Source organism: Micromonospora sp. SCSIO 07396, assembly GCF_053667945.1.
Map to the genome: position 1 here is coordinate 5,832,525 of NZ_CM132210.1, position 20,882 is coordinate 5,853,406.

At 73.1% G+C, this 20,882-nt stretch carries 21 protein-coding genes; 10 read left to right on the plus strand and 11 right to left on the minus strand.

The annotated features are described in order from the left end of the window. Positions 1 to 104: 104 nt before the first annotated feature. Complete coding sequence (locus tag ACWCHM_RS25190; protein WP_454220097.1) at positions 105 to 1,583, minus strand: NCS2 family permease; 1,479 nt, start codon at positions 1,581 to 1,583, stop codon at positions 105 to 107. 89 nt (positions 1,584 to 1,672) lie between these two features. Between ACWCHM_RS25190 and ACWCHM_RS25195 the strand changes: the two genes are divergently transcribed. Further along, positions 1,673 to 1,936 (plus strand): DUF2530 domain-containing protein, encoded by a 264-nt coding sequence (locus ACWCHM_RS25195; RefSeq protein WP_204958811.1) that lies wholly within the window; start codon positions 1,673 to 1,675, stop codon positions 1,934 to 1,936. A gap of 4 nt (positions 1,937 to 1,940) precedes the next feature. On the opposite strand, the gene ACWCHM_RS25200 is transcribed toward ACWCHM_RS25195, so the two are convergent. Then, positions 1,941 to 2,777, minus strand: coding sequence for a DUF3027 domain-containing protein (locus tag ACWCHM_RS25200; RefSeq protein WP_454220099.1), 837 nt, complete (start codon positions 2,775 to 2,777; stop codon positions 1,941 to 1,943). A gap of 85 nt (positions 2,778 to 2,862) precedes the next feature. On the opposite strand from ACWCHM_RS25200, the gene ACWCHM_RS25205 reads away from it, so the two are divergent. Together ACWCHM_RS25205 and ACWCHM_RS25210 are read left to right on the plus strand one after the other, a co-directional pair. Further along, positions 2,863 to 4,560, plus strand: coding sequence for an MFS transporter (locus ACWCHM_RS25205; RefSeq protein ID WP_454220100.1), 1,698 nt, complete (start codon positions 2,863 to 2,865; stop codon positions 4,558 to 4,560). Further along, positions 4,557 to 5,207: a futalosine hydrolase gene (locus ACWCHM_RS25210; RefSeq protein ID WP_454220102.1), complete on the plus strand. Its 651-nt coding sequence runs from the start codon at positions 4,557 to 4,559 to the stop codon at positions 5,205 to 5,207. Before ACWCHM_RS25205 ends, ACWCHM_RS25210 begins: the two co-directional genes overlap by 4 nt. Before the next feature lie 65 nt (positions 5,208 to 5,272). On the opposite strand, the gene ACWCHM_RS25215 is transcribed toward ACWCHM_RS25210, so the two are convergent. Further along, a complete protein-coding gene (locus ACWCHM_RS25215; protein WP_454220104.1) occupies positions 5,273 to 6,283 on the minus strand; it encodes a GNAT family N-acetyltransferase in 1,011 nt (336 codons plus the stop codon). A gap of 749 nt (positions 6,284 to 7,032) precedes the next feature. On the opposite strand from ACWCHM_RS25215, the gene ACWCHM_RS25220 reads away from it, so the two are divergent. Beyond that, entirely contained in the window at positions 7,033 to 7,869 is an 837-nt protein-coding gene (locus tag ACWCHM_RS25220) for a 1,4-dihydroxy-6-naphthoate synthase (RefSeq protein WP_281900997.1), read from the plus strand. On the opposite strand, the gene ACWCHM_RS25225 is transcribed toward ACWCHM_RS25220, so the two are convergent. Beyond that, a complete protein-coding gene (locus ACWCHM_RS25225; protein ID WP_088643517.1) occupies positions 7,830 to 8,216 on the minus strand; it encodes a cold-shock protein in 387 nt (128 codons plus the stop codon). The genes ACWCHM_RS25220 and ACWCHM_RS25225 overlap by 40 nt on opposite strands. A 29-nt stretch (positions 8,217 to 8,245) precedes the next feature. Then, positions 8,246 to 8,869, minus strand: coding sequence for an HAD family hydrolase (locus tag ACWCHM_RS25230; RefSeq protein WP_281901001.1), 624 nt, complete (start codon positions 8,867 to 8,869; stop codon positions 8,246 to 8,248). A gap of 83 nt (positions 8,870 to 8,952) precedes the next feature. Between ACWCHM_RS25230 and ACWCHM_RS25235 the strand changes: the two genes are divergently transcribed. Next, positions 8,953 to 11,418: a helicase-associated domain-containing protein gene (locus ACWCHM_RS25235; protein ID WP_454220106.1), complete on the plus strand. Its 2,466-nt coding sequence runs from the start codon at positions 8,953 to 8,955 to the stop codon at positions 11,416 to 11,418. 30 nt (positions 11,419 to 11,448) lie between these two features. Here the strand turns inward: ACWCHM_RS25235 and ACWCHM_RS25240 are convergent, their stop codons facing one another. Together ACWCHM_RS25240 and ACWCHM_RS25245 are read right to left on the minus strand one after the other, a co-directional pair. Continuing rightward, the gene (locus tag ACWCHM_RS25240) at positions 11,449 to 11,700 is read right to left on the minus strand and encodes a fatty acid desaturase family protein (protein ID WP_204958804.1); all 252 of its coding nucleotides are present in this window, start codon (positions 11,698 to 11,700) and stop codon (positions 11,449 to 11,451) included. Positions 11,701 to 11,853: 153 nt separating this feature from the next. Beyond that, positions 11,854 to 12,741, minus strand: coding sequence for a L,D-transpeptidase family protein (locus ACWCHM_RS25245; protein WP_204958803.1), 888 nt, complete (start codon positions 12,739 to 12,741; stop codon positions 11,854 to 11,856). A gap of 171 nt (positions 12,742 to 12,912) precedes the next feature. Here ACWCHM_RS25245 and ACWCHM_RS25250 point away from each other — a divergent pair, with 171 nt between their 5' ends. Next, entirely contained in the window at positions 12,913 to 14,592 is a 1,680-nt protein-coding gene (locus ACWCHM_RS25250; RefSeq protein ID WP_454220107.1) for a DNA repair helicase XPB, read from the plus strand. A 310-nt stretch (positions 14,593 to 14,902) separates the two neighbouring features. After that, positions 14,903 to 15,199, plus strand: a complete 297-nt coding sequence (locus ACWCHM_RS25255; protein ID WP_204925850.1) for a hypothetical protein — start codon at positions 14,903 to 14,905, stop codon at positions 15,197 to 15,199. Between the two features lie 151 nt (positions 15,200 to 15,350). Here the strand turns inward: ACWCHM_RS25255 and ACWCHM_RS25260 are convergent, their stop codons facing one another. Continuing rightward, on the minus strand, positions 15,351 to 16,106 hold the full coding sequence (locus ACWCHM_RS25260; RefSeq protein WP_454220108.1) for a TIGR03089 family protein: 756 nt from the start codon (positions 16,104 to 16,106) through the stop codon (positions 15,351 to 15,353). Positions 16,107 to 16,206: 100 nt separating this feature from the next. Between ACWCHM_RS25260 and ACWCHM_RS25265 the strand changes: the two genes are divergently transcribed. Next, positions 16,207 to 16,488, plus strand: coding sequence for an SCO0607 family lipoprotein (locus ACWCHM_RS25265; RefSeq protein WP_454220109.1), 282 nt, complete (start codon positions 16,207 to 16,209; stop codon positions 16,486 to 16,488). Between the two features lie 40 nt (positions 16,489 to 16,528). On the opposite strand, the gene ligD (ACWCHM_RS25270) is transcribed toward ACWCHM_RS25265, so the two are convergent. Continuing rightward, complete coding sequence (ligD, locus tag ACWCHM_RS25270; RefSeq protein WP_454220111.1) at positions 16,529 to 17,440, minus strand: non-homologous end-joining DNA ligase; 912 nt, start codon at positions 17,438 to 17,440, stop codon at positions 16,529 to 16,531. After that, a complete protein-coding gene (gene ligD, locus ACWCHM_RS25275; protein WP_281901021.1) occupies positions 17,433 to 18,371 on the minus strand; it encodes a non-homologous end-joining DNA ligase in 939 nt (312 codons plus the stop codon). Before ligD (ACWCHM_RS25275) ends, ligD (ACWCHM_RS25270) begins: the two co-directional genes overlap by 8 nt. 86 nt (positions 18,372 to 18,457) lie before the next feature. Between ligD (ACWCHM_RS25275) and ku the strand changes: the two genes are divergently transcribed. Then, the gene (ku, locus tag ACWCHM_RS25280; RefSeq protein ID WP_204958796.1) at positions 18,458 to 19,459 is read left to right on the plus strand and encodes a non-homologous end joining protein Ku; all 1,002 of its coding nucleotides are present in this window, start codon (positions 18,458 to 18,460) and stop codon (positions 19,457 to 19,459) included. Between the two features lie 60 nt (positions 19,460 to 19,519). Here ku and ACWCHM_RS25285 read toward each other — a convergent pair whose 3' ends face one another. Further along, positions 19,520 to 19,912: a PPOX class F420-dependent oxidoreductase gene (locus ACWCHM_RS25285; RefSeq protein ID WP_204958795.1), complete on the minus strand. Its 393-nt coding sequence runs from the start codon at positions 19,910 to 19,912 to the stop codon at positions 19,520 to 19,522. Between the two features lie 189 nt (positions 19,913 to 20,101). Between ACWCHM_RS25285 and ACWCHM_RS25290 the strand changes: the two genes are divergently transcribed. Then, positions 20,102 to 20,749, plus strand: coding sequence for an FKBP-type peptidyl-prolyl cis-trans isomerase (locus ACWCHM_RS25290; protein WP_421489582.1), 648 nt, complete (start codon positions 20,102 to 20,104; stop codon positions 20,747 to 20,749). Positions 20,750 to 20,882: the final 133 nt, after the last annotated feature.

The following is a 20,882-nucleotide window of genomic DNA, read 5'->3' on the forward strand; positions in this document are numbered from 1 at the left end:
CCTGGCTAATGACATGCCATATGACCATGCTCACGAGGGGGAATGCCGCCGCCCCGGGCCGGGCAACCCCGACGGGTCACCCGGCCCGGAGACCGACGCCGGGACTACAGCACCGCGGACTCGATCGGTCCACGCAGGAAGTAGAGCACGAAGAGCACCGCCACCGCGTAGAGCAGCGGATGAACCTCCCGCGCCTTCCCCCTGGCCAGCTTGAGCACCACGTAGCTGATGATGCCCGCGCCGATGCCGTTGGAGATCGAGTAGGTGAACGGCATCAGGGTGATGGTGAGGAACGCCGGGATCGCGATCTCGTAGTCGGTCCAGTCGATGGTCCGCACCGCGGTCATCATCAGGAACCCGACCACCACCAGCGCCGTCGAGGCCGCCTCGAACGGCACCACCGTCGCCAGCGGCGACAGGAACATCGCCAGCAGGAACAGGGCGCCGGCGACCAGGTTGGCCACCCCGGTCCGGGCACCCTCCGCGACCCCCGAGGCACTCTCGATGTACGACGTGTTGCTGGAGACGCTCGCCGCGCCACCCGCCGCCGCGGCGATCGAGTCGACCAGCAGGATCTCCTTCGCCCGGGGCGGGGTGCCCTGCTCGTCGAGCATGTCCCCCTCCTGGCCGATCGCGACCATCGTGCCCATCGTGTCGAAGAAGTCCGTGATCAACAGGGTGAAGACGAACATCAGCGGGATCAACCAACCCGCCCGGCTCCACGATCCCAGCACGTTGAAGTTGCCCAGCAACGACAGGTCGGGGATGTCCACGATCCGCTCGGGCAGCTTCGGCACGTTCAACGACCAGCCGTCCGGGTTGGGCTTGCCGTCGACGAACGACGGACCCACCTTGGCGACCGCCTCCACGATGATCGCCAGCACGGTCGAGGCCAGGATGCCGATCAGGATCGCGCCGCGCACCCGGCGCACCACCAGCACCAGCGTCACCAGCAGGCCGACCACGAAGACCAGCATCGGCCAGCTGACGATCTTGCCGTTGATGCCGAGCCCCACCGGCACGGTGGTGTTCGCCGCGTCCGGCACCCGCCTGACGAAACCGGCGTCGACCAGGCCGATGATGGTCAGGAACAACCCGATGCCGACCCCGATCGCGGTCTTGAGCTGCGTCGGGACCGAACGGAACACCGCCGTACGCAGGCCGGTGAGCACGAGGATCGCAATGAGCACACCCTCGATCACCACCAGCCCCATCGCGTCCGCCCAGGTCATCTGCGGGGCGATCTCGAACGCGACGAGCGCGTTCACCCCCAGACCGGCGGCCAACGCCATCGGGAACCGCCCGACGACCCCCATCAGGATCGTCATCAGGCCCGCCACCAGCGCGGTCGCGGCGGCCAGGGCGGGAATCGAGAGCTTCTGGTCGTCACCGTCGGTGGCCCCGCCCAGGATCAGCGGGTTCAGCACCACGATGTACGCCATCGTGAAGAAGGTCGCCAGGCCACCGCGTACCTCGCGGCTCATCGTCGAGCCACGGGCGGAGACCTCGAAGAACCGGTCGAAACCGTTCCGGGGTTGAGCGGGATCAGAGGGAATGCCGTTGTCCGGCGGCGCAATGGCCATCAGGTCCTCGCTAATGATCTACCGTTGTCGCGCGCATCGTCCCAGATCAGCGGCGGGCCGGGAAAGTACTTCGCGGTACGCTTCTGCCCGTGCCGCAGGAGCAACCACCCCGACCCGAGCCCCTCGACCCGCCGATGGTCCCGTTCGCGGTGGCCGGGCTGATCGCCTGGGCGGTTGCCGGCCTGTTCCTGCTGGTCTTCTTCCGTGACTGGCTCACCGAACACGGTCACCAGGACTGGCTCTGGACCTGCCTGGCCGGGTTCCTGTGGGGCTTTCCCGGTCTGGCCACGATGATGCGGCACGACGCCCACCGCCGCCGCCGACGGCAATCCACCCCCGGGGCTGACCGGTAGCTGGTCAGGCGGGGTCGGGCGACTCCACAGGCGGGGGCCCGTCGGCCGGGGACGTGCCGTCCACCGTCATCGACTCGACCGCGCTGTCGTCGTACACCGTCGGAAGCTCGTCGATCGCCGGCTCGGGAGTCTCCACCAGGGTCTCCGAGTGCGCGCCGCAACCGTGGTCGGCGCTGACCACCCGACCGTCGTCCGGGGCGTAGAAGTTGCCGCAGGCCCCGAACGCCAGCCGGAGCGCACCGGCGAGCGGCAGGTAGAAGCCGCAGGTGCCGCAGCGGGCCGACGCGGGGGCGGCGGTGGAGATCGCCGCCGACGGACCATGGTCGCCGTCGTACCAGCGTTGGGCCGCCTCGGCCCGGCCCTCCCGGGACAGCACCCGGGGGCGGCCCAGGCCCAGCTCCCAGGAGGTCTCCTCGACCGCCGGGTCGTCGGAGAGCAGGTAGCCGGGGGCGAGCCGGTCGTCGTCGGACGGGGTGGGCAGCAGGTCACCGGGGCCGAGGTCACCCGGCTGGAGCCGTTCCTGCCAGGGCAGCCAGCCCGGCGCGAGCAGCGCGTCGGAGCCGGGCAGCAGCACCGTCTCACAGACGGTGACCTGCCGGCTGCGCGGCACCCGGGTGACCGTCACCGCCCAACGCCAGCCCCGGTAGCCACCGAGCAGGCATTCGAAATAATGGGTGACGACCCGGTCGCCCTCGGCGACGGCCCGCAGGTGGTCGCCGACGTCGGTGGGCTCCACCTCGGTGATGGCGTCGCGGGCCACCTCGACGGCGGCGGCGCAGACCTGGTCGAGGCGGGCGGCACGGGCGGGAGCGGGCCTGGTCACCCGACCATTGTTCCCCATGCGCGCCGCGCACCGACAGGCACTCCCCGAGTGAGTCTTCCCCGTGGTGCGGCGTACCTGGAGCAGATGGGCAAGGATGGTGCACATGCCGCTGTTCTCCCGCTCCGGGTCGTCCGTACTGGGACGGACCGTCGGCACCGGCATCCGTGCCACCCGCCTGCTGCTGCGCGGCTCGGTCAGCGGCGGACGCTGGGTGACCCGCCGCGCCGGCTCGGCCCGCGCCCGGGGTGCCGGCGGCGAGGCCGGCATGGTCCGCCTGTTCGACCTGCACGCCGTCTCCTGCGCCGGCGACACGTTGATCGCCATCGGGCTGGCCGGGACCATCTTCTTCGACGTCCCGCTCGGCGAGGCCCGCAGCAAGGTCGCGCTCTACCTGCTGGTCACGATGGTGCCGTTCGCCATGCTGGCTCCCGTGGTCGGCCCGCTGCTCGACCACTTCCGGCACGGCCGCCGGTACGCTCTCGCCACCACCATGCTCGGCCGGGCCTTCCTCGCCTGGCTGATCTCCGACTACCTCGGCAGCCTCGGGCTCTATCCGGCGGCGTTCGGCGTGCTGGCGCTCTCCCGGGCCTACGGGGTGGCCCGCTCCGCCGCCGTACCCCGGTTGCTGCCCGAAGGGCTCGGGTTGTCCCAGGTGGGGGCGCGGGCCAGCGTCTACGGCACGGTGGCCGGGGCACTGGTGGCCCCGCTGGGACTGGCGGCGTTCTGGTTGGGGCCGCAGTGGCCGCTGCGGGTCGCCTCGGTCATCTTCCTGGTCGGCATGGTGATCGCGCTGCGGCTGCCACCCCGGGCGGACTCGGAGCCGCCCGAGCGGGTGCCCCGGCCGCTGCGGGCACTGCGCCGCAAGGGCGACCGTCCGCTGGGCCGGGGGCGGCCGGCGGGCCGGCTGGTGATCGCCACCCTGATCGGGGCGGCAGGGCTCCGCGCGCTCTACGGCTTCCTCCTGCTCTTCCTGGCGTTCGCGCTGAAGAAGGGGGACCTGACCAACGACCTGTTCGGCCGGGAGCTCAACGACCAGGCGGCGCTGGGTCTGATCGGTGGCGCGCTGGCGGTCGGCGGTTTCCTGGCCACCGCGGTCGGCACCCGGCTGCGCATCCACCGGCCGGCGGCGATCCAGTCCAGCACGATGATCATCGTGGCCGGGGTGGGCATCCTGACCGTGTTGAAGTTCTCACTGCCCATGGTGGCGCTGTTCTGCCTGGTCGCCGCCCTGTCCAGCGGGATAGCCAAGCTGGCCGTCGACGCCTCGATCCAGGAACGGATTCCCGAACGGCTGCGGGCCAGTTCCTTCGCCCACTCGGAAACCGTCCTGATGCTCGCCTTCGTCGCCGGAGGCGGGCTCGGTCTCGTCCCGTTCGAGGGCCGGATCGGCATCGCGGTCGCCGCCGGGGTGGGTGTCCTCGCCGCCGTCCGGGGGGTCGTCGTCGCCGGTCGGCTCCGCGCCCAGCGGCTGCTCGGCCGGCCGCTGACCGACGAGGAACTGGCCGCCCAGGACCAGGCCGACGATGCCGCCACCGCGGCCCGTCGCGCCCGCCGCGCCCGCCGCGACCCCGCCGACCCGACCGACCCGGGCGACGGTACGGACGGGGCCGCCGACGACGCGGCGGCCGAGGCGGCGGCCCGTGCCGCACCGACCTCACCGGCACCGAGCGGAGCGGGCGACCCCGGGCGTTCCGGCGACGGGCTGGCCCCGCCCGGCTACCACATCTACCGGCCGTCGTCAGCCGTCCCGGGCAGCGGCGTCGACGACGAGCGGCGGCAGTCGCCGGGGTCGGTGCCGTGACGGGTCTGCTGGTGCTGACCGCCGTGCCGGCCGAGGCGGAGGCCGTCCGGGCCGGGCTGACCGACCCGACGGTCACCGTCCGGGCGCTGGGCGTCGGCCCCGCCGTGGCCGGCGCCACCACCGCCCGGATGCTGGCTCTGGCCGAGGCCGCCGGCCGCCCGTACCGAGCCGTGGTCAGCGCCGGGATCGCCGGCGGTTTCGCCGGTCGCGCCCCGGTCGGCGCCACGGTGCTCGCCTCCCGCAGCGTCGCCGCTGACCTCGGGGCCGAATCCCCGACGGGCTTCATCCCCGTCGACGAACTGGGCATGCCCCCGGAACTGCTCGGCGGCGGCCCCACCATCGACGTCGACCCGGCGCTGCTGGACGCGTTGCGCTCCGCCCTCCCGCAGGCGGTCGTCGGGGCGGTGCTGACGGTCAGCACGGTCACCGGCACCGCCGCGAGCACCGCCATCCTCGCCGACCGGCACCCCGACGCGGTGGCCGAGGCCATGGAGGGGTACGCCGTGGCGGTCGCCGCCACGCAGGCCGGCCTCCCCTTCGCCGAGCTGCGTACCGTCTCGAACCCGGTCGGTCCCCGGGACCGCGACGGGTGGCGGATGCGGGAGGCGTTCACCGCCCTGACCGAGGCGGCCCGCGCGCTGTCCTGAGGCGCACCCGGGGCGACGGCCGGGTGGCTACGGCGGTCGGGGCGGGCTATGGCCGACGGGGCGGGCTATGGCGGACGGGATGGCCGGGGCACGGGGCCGGCCGGGCGTTCCAGGGTCATGGCGAGGGGACGAGCGGACGCGACCCGGAAACCGCAGGCCGACAGGAAGCGGATGGCGATGTGGTTCTCGACCACCGTGTGGACCAGGCCGATGCCCGTCTCGTCCATCCGCTGCGCCATGGCCACCATCAGCCGGGCACCGATGCCGATCCGGCGGTGCCCGGCCGCGACCAGCACCCCGTCGAGTACGAGTTCACGCGGCCAGTCCCAGTCGTCCCCATGGGCCAGGCGCAGGTCACGCTCGTGGGCGCGCAGCTCCCCCAGGAGGGTGCCGTCGGGCAACTCGGCCACGAACCGCCAGGCCGTCGCCGGCCGCCCGTCACCCTCCACCCACCGGACCCTGGTGTCCCGACGCACCCGCTCCGCCGCCCGCCGCCGGTCCCGGTACCCCCGGTTCCGTTCGTACGCCGCCGGCGGCAACCGCAGCGGCCAGAGCGGGGGCGGCAGGTTGTACCAGTCCGCCCACCAGGCACCCGGCCAGTCCTTCGGCTCCCGCACCGGCCAGACGTCGAGGTGGGCCGGATAGCGCCGCCCGGCGGTGTCCCGCAGATCATCGTGCGGCACCGGCGGGAGCGAGCAGGTCACCTCGGTGGCCGACGCCGTGATCGGGACTCCGGTCGAGGCAGCGTTCGGGGCGGCGGTCGGGGCGGCGGTTGAGGCAGCGTTCGGGGCGGCGGTTGAGGCAGCGTTCGGGGCGGCGGTCGGGGCGGCGGTCGGGCCCGCCGTCGACGCCGGCCCGCCCGGCAGTGCGACCGTCAGGGTCCCGCCGACCGCCCGCACCAGTCGCTCGACCGTGTGGAACCGTGGGTCGGTCGCCCTGCCGGACTCGATCCGGGCGATGGTCGCCTGGGGCACCCCTGAGCGCCGGGCCAGCTCCCGCTGGCTCAGGTCGGCTTCGCGGCGCAGTGCCCGAACCGTCCGGCCCAGGTCGGCCAGCGAGGCATCCTCCGTCGTCACCCCGCCATGCTCCCGTTGCGTCGACGCGGTTTCAACCGCCCCACCCTGGGCTGTGGATAACCCTGTGGAAACCTGCTGGAGCTGGGGACAAACTATCGAGGTCGCGTCCTTTCGAGCTGATGACCTCACCGAATCACCCGGGCCACCGGGCCACCGGGCCACCGGGCCACCGGGCCACCGGGCCACCGGGCCACCGGGCCACCGGGCCACCGGGCCACCGGGCCACCGGGCCACCGGGCCACCGGGCCACCGGGCCACCGGGCCACCGGGCCACCGGGCCACCGGGCCACCGGGCCACCGGGCCACCGGGCCACCGGGCCACCGGGCCACCGGGCCACCGGGCCACCGGGCCACCGGGCCACCGGGAAGCCAACCACCCGACGGGGCGGATGCCCAGACGCGCGAGTCGGCTTCTGAATCGCTGACGTCGTCAGATCGAAAGGACGCATAGAAGTACTCCTCGCCCGCCCGGGGCTGCCCGGATCTCGATCCCGGGCGACTCGCGGAGGGGACGGAGCAGACAGTAAGCGGCCCGCTCACAGCTCACCGCCTCCCGCCCGCCGCTCACGGTGCGCCGCCCGCCGCCCGCCGCCCGCCGCTGGCCGCACAGACCACCGGCCGCCACCGATCGGCGCCGACGGTAGCCGCAGACGGTGTGGATGTCGTCGGCAGAGGGCGAGGTCACAGCGGGGCGAGGTCACAGCGGGGCGGGGCGGGAGGAAGGCCGGGGACCGGGTTACCGTGGGGTCGTGGCGCTCTCCCTGGCGATCTCGCCCTGCCCCAACGACACGTTCGTCTTCGACGCACTGGTGCACGGCCGGGTACCGGGCGCGCCACCGGTCGAGGTGACCTTCGCCGATGTCGACGTCACCAACACCGCCGCCGAACGCGGCGCCTTCGATCTGGTGAAGGTCAGCTACGCCGCGCTCCCCTGGCTGCTCGACGACTACCACCTGCTGCCCTGCGGCGGTGCGCTCGGCCGTGGCTGCGGCCCCCTCGTGCTCACCCGTGCCGACGCCGACCGGGTCGACCTGGGCGGGGCCACGGTGGCGGTGCCCGGTGACCGGACCACTGCGTACCTGCTGTTCCGGCTCTGGTCGGCCGGGCAGCCGCCGGCCCGCATCGAAATCGTGCCGTTCCACGAGATCATGCCGGGCGTCGCAGCCGGTCGGTACGACGCCGGGCTGGTGATCCACGAGGCCCGGTTCACCTACCACCGGCACGGGCTGACCGCGCTGGTGGACCTGGGTGAGTGGTGGGAGTCCGACACGGGCCTGCCCATCCCGCTCGGGGCGATCCTGGCCCGCAAGGGCGCGGTCGACCCGGTGGCCGCCGCCGGCTGGATCCGCGAGTCGGTACGCCAGGCGTGGGCGGACCCTACGGCCAGCCGGGAGTACGTGCTCGCGCACGCGCAGGAGATGGAGCCCGACGTGGTGGACCGGCACATCGGCCTCTACGTCAACGAGTTCACCGCAGACCTGGGGGACGCGGGGTTCGCCGCCGTGGAGGCGCTGCTGGGCCGGGCCGCCGACGCCGGGCTGGTGCCTCAGACCTCCAGTTCGCGGGCCACCGCGTGGACCAGCTGAGCGATCTTCTGCGCGGTCTTCTTGTCGGGGAACCGGCCCCGGCGCAGATCCGGCTGGACCTTCGCCTCCAGCACCTTGATCATGTCTTCGACCAGGCCGTGCAGTTCCTCGGCCGGCCGACGGCGCAGCTCGGCCATGGACGGCGGCGCGTCCAGCAGCTTGACCCCCATCGCCTGGGCGCCGCGCCGGCTGTCCACCACGCTGAAGTCGACCCGTTGCCCACCCTTGAGGTCGGTGACACCTGCCGGCAGCGCGCCCTTCGGCAGGAACACGTCGCCACCCTCGTCACTGGTGACGAACCCGTATCCCTTGGCCGCGTCATACCACTTCACTCGCCCCGTCGGCACCTTGGAGACCCCTGCTTCACTCGATACGTCTACTGCTCCAAGGCTAGCCCGATGATCCGGTCGAGCGCCGCCGGGAATCCGGTGAGGTCGTCGAGCACCACCTGTGCACCGGCCGCGCGCAGGTCGTCCGCCGGGCAGGGGCCGGTGGCCACGCCCACGCCCGGGATGCCTGCCGCCCCGGCCGCCACCATGTCCGCCACGTGGTCACCGACGTAGAGCGCGGCCCCGTGCTCCCGCAACGAGGTCGCCTTCTGCTCGGCGAAGAGGTCGCCGGCCAACTCGTCGACCGCCAGCCCGAGGTGGTCCAGGTGCAGCCGGGCCAACCGGCCGATCTTGGAGGTGACGACCATCACCCGGCCGCCGTGCGCGTGCACCGCGTCGACCGCCTCCCGGGCGCCGGGCATCGGTACCGACGGGGTGATCGCGTACGCGGGGTACAGCTCCCGGTAGAGCGTCACCGCCTCCTCGACCCGTTCGGCCGGGAACCAGTGGGCGAGTTCGGTGCGCAGCGGCGGGCCGAGCCGGGACACCGCCAGCTCCGCGTCGACCGGCACCCCCGTACGGGCGGTGAGCTCCCGGTAGGCGGCGGCGATGCCGGGGCGGGAGTCGATCAGGGTCATGTCGAGGTCGAACCCGACCATCAGCGCGGACATGCTGCGAAGGTACCCGGACAGGTCGCCCGAGCCGGACGTCCGGGCGGCGGGATCGGGCGGCAGCGGGCTAGCGTGGAACGACGATGACCACCTCACTCGCCGACCAGCTGCGCGCGCTGCCCGACGAGGCGCTCGCCGCACTGCTCCAGTTGCGGCCCGACCTCGTCGTGCCGGTGCCGGCCGACGTCTCCGCGCTCGCCCTGCGGGCCGAGTCGCGGGTGTCGGTCGCCCGTGCCCTCGACGGGCTGGACCAGTTCACCCTCCAGATCCTCGACGCCGCCCGGTTGACCCGGCACGCCTCGGACGGCACCACCTCCACCGAGGCGGTCCTCGCCCTGGCCGCCGCCGGGCCGCACCCGCCCGCCCCGGCCACGGTCCGTGGCGCGCTCGACCGGCTCCGCGCCCGGTTCCTGCTGTACGGCCCGGAGCAGGCGCTCCAGGTCACCGGCAGCGTCGACGAGCTCGCCCCGTACCCGGCGGGCCTGGGCCGGCCGGCCGAGGAGCTGGACCTGCGGGCGGCGGCGCTCTGCGCGGACGCCGCGAAACTGCGCCGTACGCTGCTCGCCGCGCCCCCGTCGGCGCGGGCGATCCTGGACCGGCTCGCCGCCGGTCCACCGGTCGGCAGCGTGCCGCCCGGATCGCTGCAGGCGCCGGCGCTCGGCGCGGAGGACGACGTGCCGCCCGACCCGACCAACGGTGGCGCACCGACCGGGTCGCCGGTGCGCTGGCTGGTCGAGGCACGGCTGCTGGTGGCGGTCTCCGCCGGGACGGTCGAGCTGCCCCGCGAGGTGGGGCTGCTGCTGCGCCGGGACACCGGCCCGCTCGGGCCGCTGCGGATCGATCCGCCGCCGGTCGCGGCACCGCCCCGGGAGCCCAAAGCCGTCGACTCCGCCGGGGTCGGGCAGACCATGGAGGTGGTACGGCACACCGAGGCGCTGCTGGAGGCGCTGACCGCCGAGCCGGCACCGGTGCTGCGTTCCGGCGGGATCGGGGTACGCGACCTGCGCCGGCTGGCCCGTACGGTCTCCCTGGACGAGTCGACGACCGCGCTGCTGGTCGAGGTGGCGTACGCGGCAGGTCTCCTCGGTGAGCTGGACCTGCCCGCCGCCGCCAGCCGGTACGGCGGCGAACAGCAGGTGCTGCCCACCGGCGCGTACGAGGTGTGGCGGGCGGTGTCGCTGGCCCACCGCTGGGAGCAGTTGGCCCGCGCCTGGTTGACGATGAGCCGGCAGGCAGGTCTGGTGGGGCAGCGTGACGACCGGGACCGGCCGATCAGCGTGCTCTCCGCCGAGGCGGAGCGGGCCGGTGCGCCGGCCGCCCGCCGGGCGGTGCTCGGGGTGCTGGCCGAGCTGGAACCGGCCACCGCCCCGACCGCCGAGGAGGTGCTGGCGCTGCTCGACTGGCGGGCCCCCCGGCGCAGCCGGGGTCGGGAGGCCGCGCACCGGGAGGTGCTGACCGAGGCGGCCCGGCTGGGGGTGACCGGCCTCGGCGCGCTCACCGCGTACGGGCGGCTGCTGCTCGCCGACGTGACGGACACCGACGAGCGGGGTGGCGACGACCCGCTGGGGTTGCGTGCCGACACCGACGGTGGTGACTCGTCGGGCACGGTCCGGGCGCTGGATGCCCTGCTCCCCGCCCCGGTCGACCACTTCCTGGTGCAGGCCGACCTGAGCGTGGTGGTGCCCGGCCCACCCGATCCGACGTTGGCCGCCGAACTGGAGACGGTGACCGAGCCGGAGTCGGCGGGTGGGGCCAGCGTGCACCGGGTCACCACGGCCAGCGTCCGGCGGGCCCTGGACTCCGGCTACACGGCCGACGACCTGCACGACCTGTTCCGGCGGCGGTCGCGGACCCCGATCCCGCAGGGGCTGACCTACCTGGTGGACGACGTGGCCCGGCAGCACGGTGGGTTGCGGGTCGGCTCCGCCGGCGGGTACGTGCGCAGCGACGACGAGGCGCTGCTCGCGGAGGTGCTGGCCGACCGGCGGTTGACGGCGTTGGCGTTCCGCCGGCTGGCCCCGACGGTGCTGTGCACCCCGTACCAGGTGGGGCGGATGCTGACCGCGCTGCGTGACGCCGGGTACGCCCCGGTGCCGGAGGACGCCACCGGCACGACGGTGCTGGCCCGGCCCCGGGTGCGACGGGCCCCGACCCGGGTGCCGTTGACCGGGCGGGCGGTGGACCCGCTGGCCACGCCCCGGTTGGCGCTGCCCCGGCTGCTCGGTGTGGCGGAGCAGATCCGGCGGGGCGAGGCGGCGGCGCGGGCGGCCCGGCGGGCCCCGGCAGTGGTCCGCGGCGGTGCGGCCCGCGCGGCGGCCGGCCCGCTGCCCGCGCACGGTCACGCCGAGGCGCTGGCGGTGCTCCAGCAGGCGGTCCGGGACAAGGCGCTGGTCTGGGTCGGCTATGTCGACGCGCACGGGGCGACGCTGTCCCGGCTGCTGCGCCCGGTGTCGATCGGTGCCGGCTACCTGCGTGCCGAGGACGAGCGGACCGAGATGCTGCACACCTTCGCCCTGCACCGGATCACCGCGGCCGTCCGGGAGGAGTGACCGTTCGGCAGCCCCGTCAGTCGTTGCGACTCAGCGGCGGCTGCGGCGTACGGTGCCGATGACCGAGACGATGAGCAGCAGGGCGAACCCCGTGCCGGCGGCCTCGCCGACCGAGTCGATGAAGCCCTGCCGTTGCACCAGCCAGCCGAAGAGGAACCAGCCGACGACGGCGATCCCGGCGACGGCGTACCCGACCATGGTGGCCGTGGACACCTCGTCGGTCGGTGTCACCCGGTCGCCGTTCGACGCGTCCTCGGCGATCATCTCGTGATCGACGGTCATCCCAGCCCTCCCACCCCGTCCGGCCCCCGACTTCCAGGGTGGCACCCGGTCGCCAGGACGGACAGGGGGAAATACCCCCGATCCGGCCCCTATGGACAACTACCGACGGGCCGACGGCGAGACGGGCAGGGTGGGACGGATGGGACGGACGGCTCAGGTGCCGGGGCGGCGGCCGACCAGGACCACCCGGGAGCCGACCTTGCCCAGTTCCCACCAGCGCACCGCGTCGGTGTGCAGCAGGTTGACGCAACCGTGCGAGCCGATCCCCGCGTTGTGCAGGTAGGTGGTGGTCTCGTGGAAGCCGATCCCGCCGTTGAAGCGCTGCCAGTAGGGCAGCCACACCTCGTACGGGTTGGACCATTCCTTCAGGTTGCGCAGGTTCACCTTGTACGTGCCGGCGGGGGTGGCGTACCCGGCCATCCCGGTCCGGGTGACGGTGGGCTTGGCGACGACCTTGCCGTCGCGCATCACCCAGGTGGTCTGCCGGGTCAGGTCCACACAGAAGGTGGTGCCGGAGCCGGCGGAGCAGCGCTTGACGTCGGTGGTGGCCAGTCGCTTCGCCACGTCGAGCGTCAACGGGCCGGCGCGACCCTCGGCCGGGCGGATGTCGTACCGCTGCTGGAACTTCTTGATCGCGGCGCAGTCGGCGTCGGTCTGCCGGCCGTCCACGGTGACGGTGCCGAACCCACCCAGCCGGGCCAGGTACGTCTCCACCTCACGTTGGTGTTCACCCTGCTGGCAGCGGGTCAGGTTGGACTTCTGCGGGACGCGCGGCCGGTGCCCGGTCGACGCCTTCGGGGTCTTGGTGGCGCGGACCTCCGGTTGTGGCTTCTTCCGGGGCCGGGGCTTCGTGTCGGACCCGGTCAGCTGGTCGGGCAGGGAGGAGGCACCCGCCCCCGTTACCTGTTCCGCACTGCCGACCGGGGCGAGCCCTCCTCCTGTGCCACCCGGATCGGCCTGCGGCACGGACGCACACCCACCGGCGCCGACCAGCATGACCATGGCCAGGGCGACGACCCGGGCTCTGTGGCGGACCTGCATCGTGTGCCTCCCCGGGTTGGTCGTCCCACTGGTAGACGCGTGCGCTCTGGGAAACGTTGCACCCATTGCGAAGATTTTCTGGCAGTCTCCCACCCCCGTGCAACACTGGATGGTCGACCTGCGGCGGGATTCGCCGCCGGTCGGGGAATCCGGCCGAGGAGGGGACCTGGCGTGAGCGGTGGACCACTGATCGTGCAGTCCGACAAGACGCTGCTGCTGGAGATCGACCACCCGGACGCGCAGTCCTGCCGGATGGCGATCGCCCCCTTCGCCGAGTTGGAGCGTTCCCCGGAGCACGTGCACACCTACCGGCTCACCCCGTTGGGGCTGTGGAACGCCCGCGCCGCCGGCCACGACGCCGAGGCCGTGGTCGACGCGCTGCTGAAGTTCTCCCGCTATCCGGTGCCGCACGCCCTGCTGGTCGACGTGGCCGACACGATGGACCGGTACGGCCGGCTCCAGCTCGCCAACGACCCGGCGTACGGCCTGGTGCTGCGGGGGCTGGACCGGATGGTGCTGATCGAGGTCGCCAAGAGCAAGAAGCTCGCCGGCATGCTCGGCGACAGGATCGACGACGACACGATCCGGGTGCACCCGTCGGAGCGGGGTCGGCTCAAGCAGGCGCTGCTCAAGCTGGGCTGGCCGGCGGAGGACCTGGCCGGGTACGTCGACGGTGAGGCGCACCCGATCGAGCTGACCGAGGCCGGCAAGGACGGCGGCAAGCCGTGGACGCTGCGGTCGTACCAGCGGGAGGCGGCGGAGGCGTTCTGGGCCGGCGGGTCCGGGGTGGTGGTGCTGCCGTGCGGGGCGGGCAAGACCATGGTCGGCGCGGCGGCGATGGCCGAGGCGAAGGCGACCACGCTGATCCTGGTCACCAACACGGTCGCCGGCCGGCAGTGGAAGCGGGAGCTGATTGCCCGTACCTCGCTCACCGAGGAGGAGATCGGGGAATACTCCGGCGAGCGCAAGGAGATCCGTCCGGTCACCATCGCCACGTACCAGGTGCTCACCTCGCGGCGCGGCGGCGCGTTCACCCACCTGGACCTCTTCGGGGCCCGCGACTGGGGCCTGGTCGTCTATGACGAGGTGCACCTGCTGCCCGCGCCGATCTTCCGGTTCACCGCCGACCTCCAGGCCCGCCGCCGGTTGGGCCTGACCGCCACCCTGGTCCGCGAGGACGGCCGGGAGGGTGACGTGTTCAGCCTGATCGGCCCCAAGCGGTACGACGCGCCGTGGAAGGACATCGAGTCGCAGGGTTGGATCGCCCCGGCCGAGTGCACCGAGGTCAGGGTCACCCTGACCGACGCGGAGCGGATGTCGTACGCGACGGCGGAGGCCGAGGAGCGTTACCGGATGGCGGCGACCGCCCGAACGAAGCTGCCCGTGGTCCGCGCCCTCGTGCAGCGGCACCCCGACGACCAGGTGCTGGTGATCGGGGCGTACATCGACCAGTTGCACCAGCTCGGGGAGTACCTGGACGCGCCGATCATCCAGGGTTCCACCACCAACAAGGAGCGCGAGCGGCTGTTCGACGCGTTCCGCTCGGGTGAGCTGCGCACGCTGGTCATCTCGAAGGTCGGCAACTTCTCCATCGACCTGCCGGAGGCGGCGGTGGCGATCCAGGTGTCCGGCACGTTCGGCTCCCGGCAGGAGGAGGCGCAGCGGCTGGGCCGGGTGCTCCGGCCGAAGGCCGACGGCCGGCAGGCGCACTTCTACACGGTGGTCTCCCGGGACACCATCGACACCGAGTACGCGGCCCACCGGCAGCGCTTCCTCGCCGAGCAGGGGTACGCGTACACGATCGTGGACGCCGACGACGTCCTCGGCCCGAGGCTCCCCACGGTCGACTGACCTGCGCCGGCGGGGTGCCGGCAGCCGGTCGCGGCAGGTGTGCCCCACGCGCGGGGCGGCTGCGGCCGGTCCGGGCTGCGGTGGTCCCTCGCGCGCCCGGGTCTGGTTGCGTCGCTCCTCTCGTTCTGCGTGCGGCGGGGGGGTGGGTGGTCCCTCGTGCGTCCTTTAGAGCTGATGACGTCAGCGATTCGGCCGGCGTTTCCGCGACTCGCCCAGCCGGGGCTCGTCCCGCCCGACAGGCGGTCGTCTCCCCCGGCGGGTACGGTGTCCACAGTCGACAGTTGACACCGGCACGTCGAAGGGAATCCGAGTGAAGCGCCGAATTCTGCACGTCCTGACGATCGCGGTCGTCGCCGTCCCGGGGACCGCCGTGGCCGCCGCCCCGGCCTCGGCCAGCGACGCGCCCGGTTTCCTCTGCAACCTCACCCAGAACACCTGGCTGCGCACGGCACCGCACGGCCAGGTGTTGCGCACCCTGACCGCCGGGCGTGGGTTCCGCTGGCACGGCCAGGGCTGGTCCGAGGACAACGACACCTGGATCTACGGCCACGGTGCCGAGGACCCGTCCCTGGACGGCTGGGTCCCCGCCGGCAACACCACCTGCTGACCGAACCGCCGAGCAATCCCCTGGGTCGACCCCGGGACAGCGGCCGACCCAGGCCCGGTGATCAAGAGGTTTGCGTCAATCTGAAGATCAAAGTTGACGCAAACCTCTTGATCACCGGGGGAAACGGGGTCGGCGGCGGGTGCGGGCGGGGTTAGAGGGTGCGGGTTATGTGTTCGGTGGAGATGCGGGCAGCCGACCTGGTGGGGTCGGGGTTGGCGCAGATGACCACGGAGGCGCCGGCTGCCAGCGGGGCGAGCAGCCACTTCACCGGCTGCTCGTGTTCGGCGGCGTCGACCAGCAGGCGGTCGCCGGGACGCAGGTCGAGTTGGGTGGCGACCTCCTTCGCCAGGCGTCCCCAGACGGCGTAGCTCGTGCCGTCGGGGGTGGCCGGGGCGGCGGGGTGGACGGCCGCATAGTCGGGCGGGGTGTCGGTGTGCCGCAGCGCCTCGGCGGACCAGTCGAGCCACCCCACCGGCACGTCGGTCAACGCCCCGGGGCGGGTGCCGACGAGGTAGCGGTGCACCCCGTCGGGCACGTCTTCCAGCCAGTCGTCGAGGCGTTCCGGGGTGACGAACACCGCGTCGTACGCCAGATCGCCGCCCGGTTCGAGGACCGGCAGGCCGGCGGTGGCGCGCGGCCGGAACGACACCGCCATGCCCACCGACCAGGCCCCGAGCAACACCGCAGCGGTACGCCAGTGCGGCGGCAGCAGCACCGCGACCCGGCTGCCCGGCCCCAGCCCGCACCCGTCGCGCAGCAGACCGGCGGTGCGCGCCGCCCAGCCACCGAGCTGACTCGCGGTCAGCGCGGTTCGCTCGCCCGTCGCGTCGTCGTAGTAGGTCAGCAGTGGCAGGTCGACCTGTTCGGGCGCATCGGTCGACGGGGTGACGGCGAGGTGGGCAGCCATCGGTCCTCCTGTCCGGACGGAACGCCCCACCCTACCGATCCGGGAAGAGTTGAGTACGCGTGCGCATGACAGCGTCGCCCGCCGCGACAAGACTCGACCCATGCGAACGAGGGTCATGATCATCCTTGCCGGAGTGGGCCTGAGCGGGCTGCTGTTGACCAGCGGCTGCGGCTATCGGGAGAGCATCTGCAGCGACGGCGAGTACCCGGCGATCGCGGTGGGTGGGCAGGGCGGCAGCGCCTGCTTCCCCGACGGCCAGGAGCCGACCGCCCCCTACGTCCGCTACCCGCAGGGCAAGGTCCCGCAGCACGTCGACGACGAGTGGGACGTCTACTGGCGGGACCACGGCATCGACGCGAACGGCACCGTCATCGAGCGGTGACCGGTTCGACCGGGCATGGTGGCGCGTGACACGACGCGGCTCATGCCACCGGCAGCGCGGGGCCGCCGTCGAGCAGCGGCGCGAGCAGGTCGCCCGACTTCTCGACCCGCCGCAGCACCTCCCCGGCGGTGTACGGCTTCGCCGCGGGCCGTTTCCCCGCCGCCCCCGACTCGACCTCGTCCCAGGTCAGCGGGGTGGACACCGCCGGCACCGCCTGCGCCCGCAGCGAGTACGGCGCGACTGTCGTCTTCGCCGCGTTGTTCTGACTCCAGTCGATGAAGACCTTCCCGGGCCGCAGGTTCTTCGCCATCCGCGACACGACCAGCTTCGGGTGTTCCTGCTCCAACTCCTGGGCGATCCGCTTCGCGTAGCCGGAGACGACGTCGGCGTCCTGGGTGGCGCTGATCGGGCAGCAGAGCTGCATGCCCTTCTTGCCGGAGGTCTTCGGGTACGCCGTGACCCCGTCGAGGGCGAGCCGGTCGCGCAGCAGGACCGCCACCCGGCAGCACTGCGGCAACCCCGCCGGCGGGCCGGGATCGAGGTCGACGACCATCAGGTCCGGGTGGGTGCCGATCCGCCACTGCGGGGTGTGCAGTTCGAGGGCGGCGAGATTCGCCAGCCAGACCAGGGTGGGCAGGTCGTCGGCGACCACGTAGTCGATGGTCTCCCGACCCTTGCTCGACCCGGGCACGGGCAGCGTCTCGGTGCGTACCCAGGCGGGGGTGGCGGCCGGGGCGTTCTTCTCGAAGAACGAGCCGCCGGTGACGCCGTTGGGGAAGCGGATCCTGGTCAACGCCCGGTCGGCCAGGTGCGGCAGCAGCACCGGGGCGATCCGGGTGTAGTAGTCGATCACCTCGCCCTTGGTGAAGCCGGCCTCCGGAAAGAGCACCTTGTCCAGGTTGGACAGCTCCAACGCCCGGCCGTCCACCTCCACCTTCACCCGCTCAGGCATCCTCCACCTCCCCGGGCGGCTTGTCGGGGCGCAGCCGCAGCACCCGGGGGAACCGTAGCCGCCCGTCCGGGGTGCGCTGGCCGTATCTGACCTCCACCACGATCCGGGGGGTCACCCAGATCGCGCCCCGGGCGTCCTCGCGCGGCAGGTCCCCGGCGAACGGCGACCCGGCGGCGCGCAGCGGTTCGAGCTGGCCCAGCAGGTCCCGTTCCAGGGCCGCGCCGATCCCGCCACCGACCCGCCCCCGGTAGGTGAGCCGCCCGTCGGGGCCGGGCACCCCGACCAGCAGCCCACCGATCCTGCGCGCGCCGGGCCGCCAGCCGCCGATCACGAAGTCAGCTGTCACCTCCAGTTTGACCTTGACCCAGTCCGGCGAACGCACCCCGGGCCGGTAGACCGAGTCGGCCCGCTTGGCCAGCACCCCCTCCAGGCCGTGTTCCCCGGCCGCCTGGTAGGTCGCGGCACCGTCGGTGAAGCAGGGGGGCACCGCCCACCGGGCCGCGCCGAGCCCCAGGCCGTCGAGCGCCGCCCGCCGTTCGTGGTACGGCCACCCGGTGAGATCCTCGCCCCGCAACCGCAACACGTCGAAGATCATGTACGTGACCGGGATGGTGGCCGCCAGCCGGGCCGCCTTCGCCCGGTCCCGCACGTGCATCCGCTCGGCGAGGGCGGTGAACGAGGGCTGCCCGGCCGGGTCGAACAGGACCACCTCACCGTCGAGCAACGCGTCGTCGACCTGCTCGGCCAGCGTCACCAGTTCCGGGTACGCGGCGGTGATCTCCACACCGGAGCGGGCGAACAGGTGCGGATGGCCGCCGGTCAGGTCGGCGAGCGCGCGGACCCCGTCCCACTTGAACTCGTACGCCCAGCCGGCACCCACCGGGAGCGGCCCGGTCATCGCGAGCATCGGCTTCAACGGAGCGCCGGGCACCTGTCCGACTGTAGTTGCGCACGGAAGCACGTGCGGGGGCTTCGATCGTTTGCGATCCTGGTCAGGTCGGGGAGAGGAGCATCGGGATGCGGGCGATCTGGAAGGGAGCCGTGTCGTTCGGGCTGGTCTCGATCGGGGTGAAGCTCTACTCGGCCACCGAGGAGAAGGACATCCGGTTCCACCAGGTGCACCGCGACGACGGCGGCCGGATCCGCTACAAGCGCACCTGCTCGGTCTGCGGCGAGGAGGTGAGCTACGACGACATCGCCAAGGGCTACGACCTGGGCGGCGGCGAGCTGGTGATCCTCACCGACGCCGACTTCGCCGACCTGCCGCTGACCAGTTCCCGGGCGATCGACGTGCTGGAGTTCGTCCCGGCCGAGCAGGTCGACCCGATCCTCTACAACAAGGCGTACTTCCTGGAGCCGGAGGGGACCGCCACCAAGCCGTACGTGCTGTTGCGCGACGCGCTGGCCGACTCGGAGCGGGTGGCGATCGTCAAGGTGGCGCTGCGCCAGCGGGAACAGTTGGCCACCCTGCGGGTCCGCGACGGGGTGCTGCTGCTCAACACGATGCTCTGGCCCGACGAGGTGCGTACCCCCGACTTCGGTTTCCTCGACGAGGACCTGAAGGTCCGCCCGCCGGAGCTGGCGATGGCCGCCTCGCTGATCGACTCGATGGCCGGGGAGTTCCGGCCGGACGCCTTCACCGACGACTACCGGGCGGCGTTGCAGGAGGTCATCGACGCCAAGGTGGAGGGCCGTGAGGTGGTCCAACCGGCGGAGGAGGAGGCGACGCCGGCCGCCGCGGTGGACCTGATGGCGGCGCTGAAGGCGTCCGTGGAGCGGGCCCGGGTGGCCCGGGGCGAGACCGGGGCCGGCGAGCCGACACCGATCTCGTCGGCCCGGTCGGCCAAGCAGGCGGCGAAGAAGACCACCGCCGGTAAGACCACCCCGAAGAAGACCCCGGCCACGAAGGCGGAGCCGGCGAAGAAGACCGCCGCGAAGAAGGCCACCGAGAAGAAGGCCACCAAGTCCCCTGCGAAGAAGACCACCGGGAAGAAGGCCGCTCCGCGCCGCAGCGCCTGAGCGGCGGACCCGCCCGACGCCCGGCGCGACCGTGGGCCGTCCGCCGGGCGTCGGGCGTGGTCAGCCCCGGCCGAGCTTCTCGGTGGGGGTGATCCGGACGATCACCCGCTCCTCGTCGGGCTGCCGGAACGGGTAGGTGTCCTGCCCGAGGTACTTCTTCGCCAGCCGGTCGATGTGCGCGTCGGCACCCTCGGTGACGAACTCGGCGGTGCCCTTCACCCAGAGGGTGCGGAAGTCGTCGGCCCGGTCGACCACGGAGACCGCGACCACCGGGTTGCGGGCGATGTTGTGGTATTTCTGCCGCCCCTTGGCGGTGTTGAACAGGATGTGCTCGCCGTCGACGTCCACCCAGACCGGGGTGACGTGCGGGGTGCCGTCCGCCTCGATGGTCGCCACGTGGGCGAGCTGCGGCTCGGCGAGCAGGGCCTTGTCGTCGTCGGTGAGGATCGCCATGGTCGAGAACCTACCGCCGGTCGGCTCCCGGCACCCGGAAAGAACGGCATGTGCCGGCACGACCCGGCCCGTTCGGGGACACCACGGGCGGGCGACGGCCCACCCTCGGCATCGATCCGGGTACCGTGTGCGCTGGCCACGGAACCGGGTCGCCGGGCCGGCCACCCACATCAGCAGGGAGTCGAGGACGTGAGCGAGCGTACGGAGAACCGTTCGGCGGGCCAGGGTCAGGCCCCGGAGACGAAGGCACAGCGGCGACTCGCCGCCCAGTTGGCGGCGCAGAAGGCCGCCGAGAAGCGCAAGCGCCGCCAGGCGTGGCTGGGCGCCGTCGCCGGCGTGGCCGTCATCGCGGTGATCGTCGGGGTGTTCGTGGTGGTCCGCAACGGCGAGAAGGACGACCCGAAGCCGGCGGCGGCACCGGCCGGCTGCGCGGGTGACTTCCCCAAGCTGCCCGACGGGGCCGACCAGGCGCTGTGCACCAAGCCGCAGGCCACCAAGGGCGAGGGCGAGCTCACCGGGCTCAAGGCCACCCCGCTGATCCGGGGCACCGGCCCGGCCGCCCAGGCCGGCCAGCAGATCACCGTGAACTACGTGGGTGTGTCGTACAAGACCGGTGAGGAGTTCGACGCCTCCTGGAAGCGGTCCGAGCCGTTCACCTTCGGCCTCGGCCAGGGCAACGTCATCCCCGGCTGGGACCAGGGCATGCAGGGTCAGACCGTGGGCAGCCGGGTCCAGCTCGACATCCCCGCCGACCTGGCGTACGGCGACACGCCGCAGCGTCCCGGCGCGCCTTCCGGCCCGCTGCGGTTCATCGTCGACGTGCTGGCGGTGCAGTAGACCACACGGGTCTTCCGGCCGGCACCCACCGGCAGTAGGTTCGGGGTCACCGTGAGCGGCCGGTCCGCGCCACGGTGACCCCCACCGACCCGGAGGTGCGCGTGCCGCCGCTGGACGACCCCGGGCGGACCGC

Bases quoted from the DNA above. Each gene is read 5' to 3' on its own strand.
- ACWCHM_RS25190 (WP_454220097.1), bottom strand. From the start codon at position 1,583: ATGGCCATTGCGCCGCCGGACAACGGCATTCCCTCTGATCCCGCTCAA.
- ACWCHM_RS25200 (WP_454220099.1), bottom strand. From the start codon at position 2,777: ATGGGGAACAATGGTCGGGTGACCAGGCCCGCTCCCGCCCGTGCCGCC.
- ACWCHM_RS25205 (WP_454220100.1), top strand. From the start codon at position 2,863: ATGCCGCTGTTCTCCCGCTCCGGGTCGTCCGTACTGGGACGGACCGTC.
- ACWCHM_RS25230 (WP_281901001.1), bottom strand. From the start codon at position 8,869: ATGTCCGCGCTGATGGTCGGGTTCGACCTCGACATGACCCTGATCGAC.
- ACWCHM_RS25235 (WP_454220106.1), top strand. From the start codon at position 8,953: ATGACCACCTCACTCGCCGACCAGCTGCGCGCGCTGCCCGACGAGGCG.
- ACWCHM_RS25240 (WP_204958804.1), bottom strand. From the start codon at position 11,700: ATGACCGTCGATCACGAGATGATCGCCGAGGACGCGTCGAACGGCGAC.
- ACWCHM_RS25245 (WP_204958803.1), bottom strand. From the start codon at position 12,741: ATGCAGGTCCGCCACAGAGCCCGGGTCGTCGCCCTGGCCATGGTCATG.
- ACWCHM_RS25260 (WP_454220108.1), bottom strand. From the start codon at position 16,106: ATGGCTGCCCACCTCGCCGTCACCCCGTCGACCGATGCGCCCGAACAG.
- ACWCHM_RS25265 (WP_454220109.1), top strand. From the start codon at position 16,207: ATGCGAACGAGGGTCATGATCATCCTTGCCGGAGTGGGCCTGAGCGGG.
- ligD (WP_454220111.1), bottom strand. From the start codon at position 17,440: ATGCCTGAGCGGGTGAAGGTGGAGGTGGACGGCCGGGCGTTGGAGCTG.
- ku (WP_204958796.1), top strand. From the start codon at position 18,458: ATGCGGGCGATCTGGAAGGGAGCCGTGTCGTTCGGGCTGGTCTCGATC.
- ACWCHM_RS25285 (WP_204958795.1), bottom strand. From the start codon at position 19,912: ATGGCGATCCTCACCGACGACGACAAGGCCCTGCTCGCCGAGCCGCAG.